Origin of the sequence: Streptomyces sp. NPDC090106 (assembly GCF_044747265.1) — a bacterium.
Lineage (GTDB): Bacteria > Actinomycetota > Actinomycetes > Streptomycetales > Streptomycetaceae > Streptomyces.
This window is the reverse complement of the sequence record NZ_JBIVDS010000001.1, coordinates 454,978-469,644: the sequence shown is the minus strand read 5'-3', so window position 1 is coordinate 469,644 and position 14,667 is coordinate 454,978. Positions and strand designations below refer to the sequence as shown.

Below are 14,667 nucleotides of genomic sequence, written 5' to 3'. Positions count from 1 at the left end.
CGGCACGGGCGGCGGGGAGCGCGCGATGAGCGAACGGTTCATCGGCCGCGGCTGGGCGTTCCCCCTGCGCGTCGGACCGACCGGCGGGATCGCCCTGGTCGAACGGGAACGGGAGATCGAGGAGGCGATCCGCCTCGTCCTCGGCACCGCGCCCGGCGAGCGGCCCATGCGGCCCGAGTTCGGCTGCGGCATCCACGACTACGTGTTCGCCCCCGGCGACGGCGCCACCGCGGGGCGGATCGCCCAGCAGGTGCGCGAGGCGCTGGAGCGGTGGGAGCCGCGGATCACCGTCGACGACGTCGTCGTCGCCTTCGACGCGGTCGAGGACGGCACGCTCTACATCGACGTGCACTACACGCTGCGATCCACCAACGACCGGCGCAACCTGGTCTTTCCCTTCTACACGATCCCCTCCGAGGAGGGGGCCGAGGAAGCGGGCGCGCACTGATGGCCCTGCCCTCCCCGAACCTGGACGACCGCCGGTTCCAGCAGCTCGTCGACGAGGCGAAGCGGTACGTGCAGCAGCGCGCCCCGGAGTGGACCGACCACAACGTCTCCGACCCGGGCGTCACCCTGATCGAGACGTTCGCCTACCTGGTGGACCAGCTCCTCTACCGCCTCAACCGGGTCCCGGACAAGAACTACACCGCGTTCCTCGACCTGTTGGGCATCCGGCTGTTCCCGCCGACCGCCGCCGGGGCCGACGTCGACTTCTGGCTCTCCGCACCCCAGCCCGACGTCGTCACCCTCCCGCCCGGCACCGAGGTGACCACGGCGAGCGGCGACAACGACACCGCCGTCGTCTTCACCACCACCGACGAACTGCGCATCCTGCCCAGCGAGTTGACCCGCCTGGTGACCGCGCCCCGGGGCGGCGAGCAGAGCGACCGCACCGGACAGCTCGCCGACGGACTCGACATCCCCTGCTTCCAGACCACCCCCGAACCCGGCGACGCGCTCCTGTTCGGCCTGCCGACCGCCGTGCCGCGCTGCATCGTCGCCGTACGTCTCGACAGCCGCGTCGAGGGCATCGGCGTCGACCCGCGCCAGCCCCCGCTGGTCTGGGAGGCCTGGGACGGCGGGAGCTGGCAGCGCTGCGAGACCGGCGACGACACCACCGGCGGCCTCAACCGGCCCGGCGAGATCATCGTCCACGTACCGGCCGGGCACACCGCGTCCGTGATCGGCGGCACCCGCGCCGGCTGGCTGCGCTGCCGCGTCACCGAGGCACAGCCGGGCCAGCCGTTCTACTCCGAGTCGCCGACCGTGCGCGAGGCGGAGGTCATGACGGTCGGCGGCACCATGGCCGTGGAGCACGCCGAGACGGTCACGGACGTCCCCCTCGGCACCTCGGAGGGCGTCGCCGGACAGACGTTCCGCCTCGACCGGCCGCCGGTCCTCCTCGACGCCGAACCGCCCCTCGTGGAGGTGTCGTCGGAGGAGGACGGCTGGCAACGCTGGGACGTCGTCGAGCACTTCGGCCGCTCCGGCCCCGACGACCGGCACGTCCGCGTCGACGCCACCACCGGCGAGTTCGCCTTCCCGCCCGCCCTGCGCGAGCCGGACGGCACCCTGCGCCACTGGGGCGCCGTACCGCCCAAGGGCGCCCAGATCCGCGTCACCCGCTACCGCACCGGCGGCGGCCCCGCCGGGAACGTCGCCCGCGGCGCGATCTCCGTCCTGCTCAGCTCCGTCCCGTACATCGCCCAGGTCACCAACCGGGAGGCGGCGCGCGGCGGGGTGGCGGGCGAGACGGTCGACAACGCCCGCAGGCGCGCCCCGGAGGCCCTGCGCATGCAGGACCGGGCGGTGACCGCCGAGGACTACGAGATCATCGGCCGCCAGGCCGCCCCCTCCGTCCGCCGGGTCCGCTGTCTGCCCGCCGCCGACGCCCCCGGCGCGGTCCGGGTGCTCGTCGTCCCGGACGCCGTCGCCGACGAGGACGACGACCGGCTCCGCTTCGAACAGCTCATCCCCTCCGACCAGGTGCTCACCGCGATCACCACCAGCCTCGACGAACGCCGCCTGATCGGCACCCGGTTGCTCGTCGAACCGCCCGTCTACCAGGGCATCACGGTCGTGGCGCGGCTCTCGGCGGCCCCGGCCGACGTCGACCGCGTCCGCGAGGCCGCCCTCGACGCCCTGTTCCACCACCTCAACCCGCTGGTCGGCGGCCCCGACGGCACCGGCTGGCCCTTCGGACGGCCCGTCCAGTACGGCGAGATCTTCGGCGTCCTGCAACGCGCCACCGGCAACGCGCTCGTCGAGGAGATCCGCCTCTTCCCGGCCGACCCCGTCACCGGCCGCCGCGGCGCGCCCACGGACCGCATCGACGTCGGCACGGGCGCGCTCGTCTTCTCCTACCAGCACCAGGTCGTCGTCACCGGCGTCGGCCCGGAGGGACGGGGATGAGCCGCCGCGCAGCCGTGCCCGGGCTGCCCAGCCGGTACCCGATCGGCGCCCAGCTCCCCGCGCTGTACGCCGACGACGACTTCGCGCAACGGTTCACCGCCGGACTCGACACGGTCCTCGCACCCGTCTTCTCCACCCTCGACAACCTCCCCTCCTATCTCGACCCCCGGGTCGCGCCCGTCGACTTCCTGGACTGGCTCTCGTCCTGGGTGGGCGTCGACGGCGACCCGGACTGGCCGGTCGCACTGCGCCGGGAGGCGGTCGTCCGCGCGGTGGAACTGCACCGCTGGCGCGGGACCCGGCGGGGCCTGGTCGAGGCGCTGCGCCTCGCGCTGGGCGCCCGCGCGGAGGTCGTCGGGGACGGCGGGGCGGCGTGGTCCGCCACGCCGGGCTCCGCCCTGCCCGCGGAGCCGGCCGCGGAGCTGCTGATCCGGGTCGCGCCGGACGCCGCCGCCGGGCTGGACACGGACCGTGTCCACGAGATCGTCCGGGCCATGTGCCCGGTGCATGTCGCGTTCCGGGTGGAGGTCGTGGAGACACTCCCCGGCACCCCCGACCAGGAAGGGAACTGACCCATGCGCCCATGCCCCGCCTGCGGGTCCGCCAACGACCCCGCGGACGACTTCTGCGGCAACTGCGGCGCGTATCTGGGCTGGTCGGACTCACCGGGAGAGGGGTCCCCTTCGGGGTCCGGGACGTCTTCGGGTGCTGGGACGTCTTCGGAGTCTGGGACGTCTTCGGGCGCGGGTACGCCGTCGGGTTCCGGTGTCTCTTCGGGCGCGGGTACGTCGTCGGGCGCGAGTGCGTCTTCGGGTTCGGGTGAGCCGGGGGGCGTGGGTACGTCGTCGGCGTCGGGTGCGGCGGCCGGTTCGGGGGCGTCGGTGAGCCCGGGGGCCGTGTCGGGTTCCGATACGTCGTCGGGCGCGGGTGCGTCTTCAGGCGCGGGTGGGTCGGAGGGCGTGGGTACGTCGTCGGCGGCGGGTGCGGCGGCCGGTTCCGGTACGTCGGTCAGCCCGGGGGCGCCGGAGGGTGCGGGGCCGACGCCGTCCGTGGATCCGGTGGCCGGGGCGGACGGTTCCGCGTCCACCGAGCCGTCGGCGCAGGGGAGTTCGGCGCCGACGGGGAGGTCGGCCTCGACGGCCTCGACGGATGCTCAGCCGGGTGCGTCGGGTGCGTCGGGTGCGTCGGGTGCGTCGGGTGGGTCGGGTGGGTCGGGTGCGTCGGGTGGGTCGGGTGCGCCGGATGCCTCGGGCACGCCGGGCACGTCGGGCACGTCGGGAACGGGCCGGGCGGATGCCGTGCCGGACTCGGCGGACTCCGCCGGAGGCCCGGCGTCCACGTCCGCCGCCCCCGATGCGCCGGACGCCTCGGCGACGAGCGGCTCGGGCGACGGCCCCGCGTCGACCGCGCGTGCGCTCGGCGCCTCGCTGCGCGCCCGGCTGACCGGCCGCCGACGCGGTGAGGACGGGAGCGGCGGGAGCGGCGGGAGCGGTACGGGGTTCCCGGCGTCGGGAATCCCGGTGCCCGGCGTCTCGGTACCGGGCGCCTCGGTGCCCGGCGTCACCGTGCCGGGAGTGTCCCTGCCCGGCGTCTCCGTGCCGGGTACGTCGGTGCCCGGCGTGTCGGCACCCGGTGTCTCCGTCCCCGGCGTGTCCGCTCCGAGCGGCCCGGCGTCGGATCTCCCCGCGGCGGATCTTCCGGGTCACAGCGTTCCCACCCCCGCCGCCCCGGCTCCGGACCTCGCCGCGGGCGTCGCCGACGCGGCCACCGGTACGCCGCCCCCGGCCGCCCCTGCCTCCCCGGGCACAGGTACCGCCACCCCGGGCACCGAAGACCCCCACACCATCCCCGAACCCCCCTCCCTCCCACCCCAGGCCCCACCGATCCCCACCGCCCCACCCGCACCGGCCTCCCCGCCTCGCCCCGCACCCGCCCCGCCCCGTCCCCCGGCGCCCCCCGCGACCCCTCCGTCCCCGACCGCCCCCCGTACCCCCTCCGCGCCCGCCCCCTCCGCTCCCCGCGACCCGGACGCGATCGTCCCGGTGCTGCCCGCGAAGGCGGTCGCGCCGCGGCCCGTCGTGCGGGCGCAGGCCGCCGAGGAGGACGAGGGGAGCGGGCGGCCCTGTCCCGTGTGCGGGACGCCGAACCGGCCGGAGCGCAAGTTCTGCCGGCGGTGCGCCGCGGAACTGCGGCCCGCGCAGAAGGCGGCGCCGCTGCCGTGGTGGCGGACGGTGTGGCCGTTCCGCCGCAGGGCGCGGGCGGCGTCGGGCCGGCTCGTACGGTTCCTGGTGATCCTCGCCGTGGTGATCGCGCTGTGCGCGGGCGCCGTCTTCCTGCTGCCCGCGGGCCGCGCCCTGTACGAGGACGTCCGGGACAAGCTGGGCAAGGCCAAGCCCATCACCCCGGTGAAGGTCGAGGCGAGCGCCTCGCTGCCCGGTCACCCGCCGACGAAGACCACGGACGGTCTGAACAACAAGTACTGGGCCGCCCCCGGCCCCGGCGCCTCGCTGACGTACACGTTCCGCAAGCCGTTCCGCCTCGTCGACGTGATCATCACCAACGGCGCGTCCGCGTCACCCGAGGCGTACGCCCGTCAGGCCCGCGCGCTCCAGGTCGACCTGGAGGTGACGGCGGAGGACGGCACCAAGGAGCTCAAGGAGGTCACCCTCAGCGACAAGCCGGGCCCGCAGACGATCCAGACCGGGATCAGCGACGTCACGTCGATCCGGCTGACGCTGAAGTCGCCGGTGGACCTGTCCGGGGGCCGCCATGTCGCCCTCGCGGAGGTCGAGTTCTTCCAGCGGGGCTGACGGCCGCCGCCGGGCGCGCGAATGACCGTACGGAATACGAGAGTTGACGAACTCGTGGAGCGTGGAAGGCGATTGGGCCACCACTGGTGAGGAGCGGCTGCACCCCTCCTCACCAGTGATTACGTTGATCGCGTGTGGAGACGGCAGCAGTCAGCGGACGGAGCGACCGGCGGCACCTCCGGGCAGGTGAACCGGACCCCCCGCACGGCCGCCCTGCCGCCCGGCTCCGCCCCCGCCTCCCCGTACCCCCTGCACTCCTTCCAGCGCGGCGCGGGCAACGAGGCCGCCTCCCGTGCCGTGGGCAGGGCCCGTGACCGGGGCGCCGGCGCCGCCCGTCCGCGTCCCGCCCTGCCGGGCATCGACGAGCGCCCCGAGACGAGCTTCGTGCTGCCGCCGTACCTGATGGACCTCCAGGCGGGCGGACTCTCCTCGACGTACGGGCTGACCGGTCACGAGTTCGTGCGGCACGCGGTGTCCGCGGTCGTCGGGCACGCGGACGGCACGGTCGCCGAGATCGCGGAGCAACTCACCGGCCGCCCGGAGAGTTTCTTCGGCCAGGGCCGGGCCTTCGCCGTCGAGGGCCGCACGGGCGGCGAGCGGTACGACGTCACCGTCACCGTCTCCCGGGCCCCCGACGACCGCCCGCCCGTCTTCCGCCCCGCCGAGCTGCTGGGCACCCCCGTCGCGGGCGAGGACGGCGTTCCCCAGGCCCTCCTGGAGGACCCCCGGGGCAAGGACACGAAACTCGATGTGCACCACAACTCGGCCGCCACCGTCAGCAGTTCGGGCGGCGGTTCGGCCGGCCACGGCGTGGGCGGTCTCGCCTTCGGGCTCGCGCCCGTCGCCCCGGGGCTGTGGCTCGGTGCCGCCGCGACCGTCAACGCCCAGCCGTGGCAGTCCTCCCGCGAGTCCCGCCGGCAGACGAACATCGCCGAACCGCGGGTGCTGCGCAGTGACAAGGGGTCCGTCGAGGCGCGCCGCCGGGTCCGCTACGAGGTCCGGGTGCGCCGGGCCGGGACGGACGGCGCGCAGACCTTCCAGGACACCGGCACGCTGACCCAGCGCGTACCGACCGAGCACCTCGTCCCGGCCGGGACCGTGGCGCCCGCCGCGCCCGCGCCCCTGTCCGCGGACACCGCCCGCGGTGTCTCGCTCGCCGACTCCCTGGCCCCGGTCGCGGTCACCGACACGGCGGCCCCGCACCAGGGCGGCCGGGGCCTCTTCGACGCCGTCGCCTCCGTACTGCACCCCTCGATCACCGCCCCCGGCGCACCGGGCCGCGGCCGGCTCTACGACGTGACGTCCACGTCGACCGTCCTGGAGGACCTGCCCCGGCTGCTGCGCGACGGTGTGAACGGCGAGGACCTGTACTCCAAGGACGGGAGGACGGCGGGCAGTTACCGGCTGCGCGCCGCCGTCACCGGCCTCTCCCCGGCCTGGGGCACCGGGAAGACCCAACTGCGCACGCACCAGCACGGCCAGAGCGCGGTCACCGACAGCGCGGGCAAGGGGCGGGCCGTCCAGGCGGGCCTGGGCCCGGCGGCGGGCGTCGGAGCGGCGGGCAACGCGGCCGTCGTCCGGGCCACCGCCATGCCCGTCGCGGCGGCCCGCAAGGCCCGCTTCACCGTCGCCGAACAGAGCGTCGCCGGACGCCAGGGAGCGGAGGTGCGCGGGGAGAAGGCCCTCTACTTCGGCACGGTGACGTTCACCGCCGAGGGCACGGGCCCGCGTTCGGCCCAGGCGATCCTGCGGCCCGGGACCCGGGTCGCCGTCCACACGATGAACGTGTGGGTCAGCCTCCGCGCCGACGAGGCCCGCTCCCTCGGGCTGCCGCTGCCACCCGCCCTCGCGGCCGACGGCGTCGGCGACTTCGTGAGGAAGCCGAAGCGGACCGACGACAACGGCGACGAGCAGGACGTCGAACGGCATCTCCCGTTCGCCGACGGCCGGGGGACGAGCGTCGCGCTGAGCCGCGTGGACACCGGCCCGATGGTGCGGGCCGTGCTCCGGATGTTCGCCGGCGACCCCCGGCTCGCGGGCTATCTCCCCGCGTTCGGCACCGCCGCGCCCGACCCCGCCACCAGCGCCGAGGAGGCCGAGACCCAGCGCGCCAACCACCGCGAGCTGATGACGGCCCTGTCCGAGACCAACATCCGGGTCAACAAGGACCAGTTGCTCTCCGGCGGCCTGCGCGTGCGGCTGCGCCGCAAGACGGCCATGCACTCCCACGACGTGCAGATCCTCGTCCGCGGCAGGATCGGCGACACCGCCTACGAGGGCGACATCAAGGACTGGTCGGTGCGCAGCCACCAGACCGTCGGCGCCAACGCGCAGAGCGGGCGCGCCAGTTCCCGCTCGATCGGCGGACTGGTCCTCGGCCAGGCCCGGTTGGTGCCCGGTGTGCTGACCGCCGGAGCCCGCTACGAACGGCACGCCACCGGCTCGTACCGCAACCAGGCGGGCACGACCGGCCGTACCGACGTCGTCGCCAACGGCTCCGACACCGCCAGCGCCTTCCGTGCCGCGCTCCAGCTCGACGTGGAGGCCACGATGACCTCCCGGCCGCGCAAGCTCGCCCGAGGCCTCACCATCGGCGCCCCGGGCCGGGACGTCCCGGAGGCCGAGACGCTGACGTACACGAACCTGGGCACCCAGGACGTACGGCTGCTCACCCCGGCCGAGTTCACCCTCGACGACGCCGGCCGGGACCGCGCCGACGCCGCGCGGGCGGCCCACGTGGACCCGGCGCCCGCCACCGACGTGGCCGCCGGGGGCATCGGCGACCTGTCCTCCCTCACCCTCACCCCGGCCGCCGGACCGCTGCTGCGGGACTGGCAGTTGGTGGAGACCGTCGACGGCGCGCCGGTCCGCGCACTCGCCCTCGCGCTGCTGGCCCGGGCCGCGGGCCGCAACAGGCGTCTGCGGGAGGACCCGGCGCTGGCGACGGAAGGGCTCGCGCCCCGCCTCGCGGTCGAGGAACGCTTCGGTGAACGGGCCGTCCAGGCGGCCCTGCGCCAGGCGGCGTCCTCCGGCTGGATCGTGAAGAACCTCCGTCACCCGCGCCGCCTCGCCGCCCTCGACGGTGCCGTCGGCACCCGACTGGCCCTGGCCAACCCGCGGTTCGTGCACACGGCGCAGGGCCCCGGCACCGAGACGTTCGTCCTCGGCGGCCACCAGTCCTCCGGCCAGGCGGGCCGCGGCACCAGCAGCACCGTGCAGGTGGGTGCCTCCGTCGCGGAGAACGGCACCATGTGGCGCGCCGGGCAGGGCGTCTCGGCGTCCCGCACCACGAGCGCGGGCGACGCCCGGTCGTACGCCCTGTCCGGCACGGTCGAACGCAACACGCACACCCCGAAGAAGAGCCCCCTGCACCTGGTCCGGTGCGATGTGCTGGTCACGATGATCGCCGAGGTCAAGGTCACCGGAGGCGGCCCCTACGTCGCCGCGGGCACCCAGACGCTGCCCGCGGCGGCCGGGGTGTGGCTGACCGACGCCCAGCTGCCGCCCGTGCTGCGCCGGCAGCTGGGCCTGGACCCGGCCCTCCCCGACCCGGCGGCGGCCGAGGGGGACAGCGACACGGACAGCTTCCGCACGGCGGCCGAGAGCACCTCGGGGTTCACCGACGACAGCGACACCGAGAGCGAGACCGCGAGTTTCCGCACGGCCCCCGAGGCGCCGGCCCTGCGGCGTGAACTCCCGCTCGGCTTCGGCACGGTGGAGGACCTCCCCGACTTCGTCCCGCTCCTCGCGAGACTCCGTACCGGCCTCGCCCGCGGCGACCGGCGGAACCTGGCCGACACCCTCCTGCCCCACCGCCAGCTCGACGACCGCAACGACAACGTGCAGCGCCTGCTGCGCGTCCTGGACCGCGACGGCTCGGCCGGGCTGCTGTCCGGGGCGATGGACGGCGGGGTCACGGTGGAGCTGTACGACGGCCGCAACACACCCTGCTGGGCGGTGTTCAGGATCGACCGGACGGGTGACGGCACGTTCGCGGGCGACACCGACGACCGGCGGGACATGGAGTACATCACCTCGGCCGTGGCCCAGCACGCCACCTCGCACGACGAGGGCAGCGCGGGCGGCGTCGAGGCCGTCCTCGCCGGTTCCGGCAAACCGGACGGCGGCTCGGGCCAGTTGAAGAGCACCGGCGCCGCGGCGGGCCTCGGCCTCGGGTCGAGCACGTCCCGCCGCACCGGCGCGGTCGGCCGGGGCCAGATCGGCATGAAGACGGTCGCGGACGCCGGTTCGGCGGCGGTGGCGCGGATGCGCGTACCGATCAGGGCGAGCCTGGAACTGTTCCGGGGCGGCACCCGGGTGGCGGAGGCGAGCCTGGAGGGCCTCACCCTCACCCACCGGGTCCTGCGCAACGACCTGGCCGCGCTGGATCGTGCCGAACTCCCGCTCCAGGACGTCCCCTTGGTGGCCCGGGGAACGCGTTCAGCCCCCTCCGACCTGGGCGCCTGGCGCGCGTCCGGAGCCCGACTCCCCATGGAGGCCCAGGTCAACGGCTTCCAAGGGGTGCCCCAGGTGCGGCAGTTGCTGACCTCGACGGTCCGGGAGGCGGGTGGCGGCGCCCGTTTCCGCGACAAGGGCCAGGCCGCCGCGTACGCCCTGAACGAGGCGGTCTCCACCGAGTGGATGATCGCCGCCCTGCCCCTGCTCACCTCGTCCGGCGTCGACCTGCCCCCGGTGCACGCCTCCGGCGCCCGGGGCCAGAACCTCCACGCCTCCCTGCACGGCCGGCTGCGCAACGGCCGGGTGCTCGGCGTGGGCGACAAGATGGCCTTCGAGACGATCGGCCAGAGCCATCTGGACGGCATGCGCCCCACCCAGCACGACGGCCAGTCCTCCGCCGACCACAACCGGTCGGCCCGGGCCCTGGCCGGCGCGGGCGTCCTCAACGCCGACCAGTTCCGCCTCAACCAGCTCCTGGCGAACTCCGGCGGCGCGGGCGGCACCACCGACGCCACCGCGAACGCGTCGGGCTCCCTGCCCGTCCACAAACCGAAAGCGAAGTCGGTCCTGATCCAGTTCACCCTGGACCTCAGAACAACGGCCCGGATCGACGACGGTCCCGCCACCACCCGCGAGACGACCCTCTCCCGCCCGGTCGTCCTCCGCCTCCCGGAACCCGAGGCCCGCGCCCTGGTCACCACGCAGAACGCGACGGTCCGGGACGACGACGACCACCTGGGCCTGCGTCCGTAGCGAAAGCGCTTGGCGTGACGCCTGCACACGCGGCCCCGCAGCGCCCCGAACAACGGAAAAGACCAGCGTTTCCACTGGTCAGAGGGTTTTTGCGCCCCCGGCAGGACTCGAACCTGCGGCCAAGCGCTTAGAAGGCGCCTGCTCTATCCACTGAGCTACGGGGGCCGGGTGTGGTGGCCTCGTGCGTGGTGCCCTGGTGTGGGCTGATCCGTGACGTTGCCGGGGACAAGGATAGGGCTCCCGGGTCCTTGTCCCTGTTCCTTCGCCTCCGTGGCTCAATGTGGAGGTTCAGTGAAGCGGTCCTGATAATCGCAGGCAGGTACGAATCGTGCATCGCTTTTGGCGTCTGGCGCACCTGGTGTTGTGCACTCGTTATGCCTGGACTGTGCCGTTGTCCCAGTCATCCCTTCCATCCCTTGTGTCCAGTCGGCACGCAGAAGTGACCATATGCTTCAGAAATCCCATAAAATTGGGCATTCTTCACATGTGGTGACCTTGGACGTACGGCCTCAGCTGCTCGACGCACTCTCCGCCCTGCGCGACCGTGTCGCCGCCGCACGCTTTCCGCTGCCCCTGGCCGGGGCTCCCCGCGCGCGTGCCAACCGCGACGAACTGCTCGCCCAGCTCGACGACTACTTGGTGCCCCGCCTGCGGGAACCCGAAGCACCCTTGCTGGCCGTGATCGGCGGATCCACCGGCGCCGGCAAGTCGACCCTCGTCAACTCCCTTGTGGGGCGCCGGGTCAGCGAGGCCGGTGTGCTGCGGCCGACCACCCGCACCCCGGTGCTGGTCTGCCACCCGGAGGACCATCACTGGTTCAGCGGAATGCGCGTCCTGCCCGACCTCACCCGCGTGTGGGTGCCCCACCAGGACGGCGCCGACGACCTGTTGCTGCCCGGTGAGGACTCCACGCGCGTGCTGCGCGTCGAGACCGCCGAGACCCTCCCGCGCGGCCTCGCCCTCCTCGACGCGCCCGACATCGACTCCCTCGTCGCCGACAACCGGGTCCTCGCCGCCGAACTCGTCTGCGCCGCGGACATCTGGGTCATGGTCACGACCGCCGCCCGCTACGCCGACGCCGTCCCCTGGCATCTGCTGCGCACCGCCAAGGAGTACGACGCCACCCTCGTCACCGTCCTCGACCGGGTGCCCCACCAGCTCGTCTCCGAGGTCTCCCGGCAGTACGCGGCCCTGCTCACCAAGGCCGGCCTCGGCGACGTACCCCGCTTCACCGTCCCCGAACTGCCCGAGTCCGCGTGGGGCGGCGGGCTGCTGCCGGCCACCGCCGTGGCCCCGCTGCGCACCTGGCTCGTCCAGCGCGCCCAGGACCCCGGCTCCCGCCACCAGGCCCTCGCCCGTACCGCGCACGGCGTCCTGGACTCCCTGAAGTCCCGCATGCCCGAGCTCGCCGGGGCCGCCGCCGCCCAGTACGCCGCCGCCCTGCGGCTCACCGCCGCCGTCGACGGCGCCTACGACAGCGAGCGGACACGCGTGCGTGGCCGCCTCCAGGCGGGCGCCGTCCTCGCCGGGGACGCCCTCAAACGCTGGCGCGCCTTCCCCCTGGACTGCACCGCCCCCGAACTCCTCGACGCCCTGGTCGAGAGCCTCGCCGCGCTCCTGCTGTGCGCCGTCGGCGCCGCCGACGACCGCGTCGACGAGAGCTGGCGCCGCGAACCCGCCGCCGACGTCCCCGGGCTCACCGGCCGCGACCCCGCCCTGGAGAGCGCCGAGCACCGCATCGGGATGGCCGTACGCCGCTGGCGGCGCGAGCTGGAGGAGTACGCCGAGGAAGAGGTGCGCGACCTCGACAAGGGCGCCGCCCCCGACCCCGAGGTGATCGCCGCCCTCGTCGCCACCGCACTGCTCGGCGGACGCCGTGCCCGCTCGGCCGGGGAGGGCCTCGCCGAGCGGATCGGCGCGCACGGCGCCCTCAGACTCCGCGACCGCGGCGGACGGCTCCTCACCGAACACCTCGACCGGGTGATCCAGGGCGAGCGCGAGCGCCGCCTCGCCCCCCTCGACGCCCTCGACGTCCACGCCGAGCCCCAGGCCGAACTCATCGCCGCGCTGTCCGTGCTGCAGAAGGAGAGGTGACCGGTGACCGCCGTCACTGACCAGGACCACACCGAGGACGCCGTGTCCGCGCAGGAGGAGGCGGCCGGGGGCGAGCGTCCCGACACGCCCCAGGACGCCGAGGAGAGCCCCGCGCAGCCCCACGCGCGCGTGGAGGCCGACGACGCCGCGGACGGCCGTACAGGCGCCACGCAGGACGTTCCCGAGGACGGCGCCGCGCAGACCGCCGGAGCCTGGGACGACGGGCTGATCGCGCGGCGGGTCACCGACGCCACCGCCGCCGTCGCCGCGACCGGCGTCGAACCGACCGCCGTCGAGACGCGGGGCGCCGGCGCGCCGCCCGCCGCGCCGCTGGCGTACGACGGGGCGCTGCGCTCCCGGCTCGACGCGCTGCGCGAACTCGTGGGGCTGTCCCGGACCCGGCTCGACAGCCGCACCCTCGCGGAGGCCGGACGGGTCCTGGACGAGGCGGCGGCCCGCCGCAGGCTCTCCGGGCAGCACACCGTCGTCGCCATCGCGGGCGCCACCGGCAGCGGCAAGTCCCAGCTCTTCAACGCGCTGGCCGGGGTCACCATCTCGGAGACGGGCGTACGGCGGCCCACCACCGCCGCGCCCATCGCGTGCAGCTGGAGCGACGGATCGGCCTCGCTCATCGAGCGGCTCGGCATCCCGCCCAGGCTCCGGCGGCGGCCCCTGCAGAGCGCCGAGGCGGAGGCCCAGCTGCGCGGCCTCGTCCTCGTCGACCTGCCCGACCACGACTCGGCGGCCGTGCAGCACCGTGAGCAGGTCGACCGCGTCCTCGCGCTCGTCGACGCCGTCATCTGGGTCGTCGACCCCGAGAAGTACGCGGACGCCATGCTCCACGAGCGCTACCTGCGGCCCATGGCCGGGCACGCGGAGGTCATGTTCGTCGTCCTCAACCAGGTCGACCGGCTGCCCGGCGAGGCAGCCGAACAGGTCCTCGACGACCTGCGCCGGCTCCTGGACGAGGACGGCATCGCGCTCGGCGAGTACGGCGAACCCGGCGCCACCGTCCTCGCCCTGTCGGCGCTCACCGGGGACGGCGTCGGAGAACTGCGCGAGTCGCTCGGGCAGTTCGTCACGGAACGCGGGGCCGCCGCCCGTCGAATTTCGGCCGATGTCGACGCCGCCGCCTGGCGGTTGCGGTCCGTGTACGCGACGGGCCGCCGCACCGGGCTCAGCGAGGAGGCGCGCGACGAGTTCGCCGCGCGGCTCGCCGACGCCGTGGGCGCCACGGCCGCGGGCGAGGCCGCGGAACGCGCGTGGCTGCGCAACGCCAACCGCGCGTGCGGGACGCCATGGCTGCGGCTGTACCGCTGGTGGCAGGACCGCCTCGAACCGACCACCGGACGGTTCCCGCTGCGCTCCCAGGCCGACGAGGAGGCCACCGCGCGCCAGCGCGTCGAGCAGGCCGTGCGCACGGTCGCCGAACGGGCCTCGGCCGGCCTCCCCGCCCCCTGGGCGCTGGCCGTACGGGAGGCCGCCCTGCGCGGCTCCCAGGGGCTGCCCGAGGCACTGGACGACCTCGCCGCGCGCGCCGGGCTCCCGCCGGGGCGCCCGCCGCGTCCCGGCTGGTGGCCGGCCGCGGTCCTCGCCCAGGCGTCGATGACGCTCCTTCAGATCGTCGGCGGGCTGTGGCTGGTGGGCCAGATCGTCGGGGTCATGGCACCCAACCTCGGGGTGCCCGTGCTGCTCATGGTGGCCGGGATCATCGGCGGTCCGCTGGTGGAGTGGAGCTGCCGGATGGCGGCCCGCGGACCCGCACGGCGGTACGGCACGGAGGCCGAACGCAGACTCCGCGAGTCGGCCGCCGGGTGCGGACGGGCCCGGGTCCTCGATCCGGTCGCGGCGGAACTGCTGCGCTACCGGGAGGTCAGGGAGCAGTACGGGAGGGCGCTGGGGGTGGAGGCGGGAGTGCGCTGACCCCGCCTTTCGGACCCGGGTGTGCCCCTTGCGGGTGACGGGGTTCTCCACAGGCGGGGTGGTCCTCCACAGGGCTCGGCGGGCCCGGCCCGGCGGCGGCAGTCTGACGGCACGGCGATCGCGACGGCCGCGACGGCCGACGGCGGACGCGGCCGTACGGGACGGGCCCGTACGTGTGTCCGCGACCGCACGAGCCCGAGGAAGAGAAGAGGGGACG

General features: G+C 75.0%; 7 protein-coding genes and 1 tRNA gene. 7 read left to right on the top strand and 1 reads right to left on the bottom strand.

Translation table 11 applies throughout. From position 1 onward, the window contains the following. Positions 1-25 precede the first annotated feature (25 nt). From ACIPSE_RS02125 to ACIPSE_RS02105, 5 genes are all read left to right on the top strand, one after another. Positions 26-448 carry a GPW/gp25 family protein gene (locus ACIPSE_RS02125; protein WP_192748530.1) on the top strand — a complete coding sequence of 141 codons (423 nt, stop codon included), beginning with the start codon at positions 26-28 and terminating at the stop codon, positions 446-448. Further along, the gene (locus tag ACIPSE_RS02120; RefSeq protein ID WP_401656407.1) at positions 448-2,412 is read left to right on the top strand and encodes a putative baseplate assembly protein; all 1,965 of its coding nucleotides are present in this window, start codon (positions 448-450) and stop codon (positions 2,410-2,412) included. The genes ACIPSE_RS02125 and ACIPSE_RS02120 overlap by 1 nt, the downstream gene beginning before the upstream one ends. Continuing rightward, a complete protein-coding gene (locus tag ACIPSE_RS02115) occupies positions 2,409-2,984 on the top strand; it encodes a phage tail protein (RefSeq protein WP_401656405.1) in 576 nt (191 codons plus the stop codon). The genes ACIPSE_RS02120 and ACIPSE_RS02115 overlap by 4 nt, the downstream gene beginning before the upstream one ends. Positions 2,985-3,710: 726 nt before the next feature. Next, the gene (locus tag ACIPSE_RS02110) at positions 3,711-5,222 is read left to right on the top strand and encodes a zinc ribbon domain-containing protein (protein ID WP_401656403.1); all 1,512 of its coding nucleotides are present in this window, start codon (positions 3,711-3,713) and stop codon (positions 5,220-5,222) included. Between the two features lie 132 nt (positions 5,223-5,354). Then, positions 5,355-10,433, top strand: coding sequence for a hypothetical protein (locus tag ACIPSE_RS02105; RefSeq protein ID WP_401656401.1), 5,079 nt, complete (start codon positions 5,355-5,357; stop codon positions 10,431-10,433). A gap of 92 nt (positions 10,434-10,525) precedes the next feature. Here the strand turns inward: ACIPSE_RS02105 and ACIPSE_RS02100 are convergent. After that, positions 10,526-10,598 (bottom strand) — tRNA-Arg (locus ACIPSE_RS02100). 321 nt (positions 10,599-10,919) lie between these two features. Between ACIPSE_RS02100 and ACIPSE_RS02095 the strand changes: the two genes are divergently transcribed. Both ACIPSE_RS02095 and ACIPSE_RS02090 read left to right on the top strand, forming a co-directional pair. Further along, complete coding sequence (locus ACIPSE_RS02095) at positions 10,920-12,527, top strand: dynamin family protein (RefSeq protein WP_401656399.1); 1,608 nt, start codon at positions 10,920-10,922, stop codon at positions 12,525-12,527. 3 nt (positions 12,528-12,530) lie between these two features. After that, complete coding sequence (locus ACIPSE_RS02090; protein WP_401656397.1) at positions 12,531-14,450, top strand: GTPase; 1,920 nt, start codon at positions 12,531-12,533, stop codon at positions 14,448-14,450. Positions 14,451-14,667: the final 217 nt, after the last annotated feature.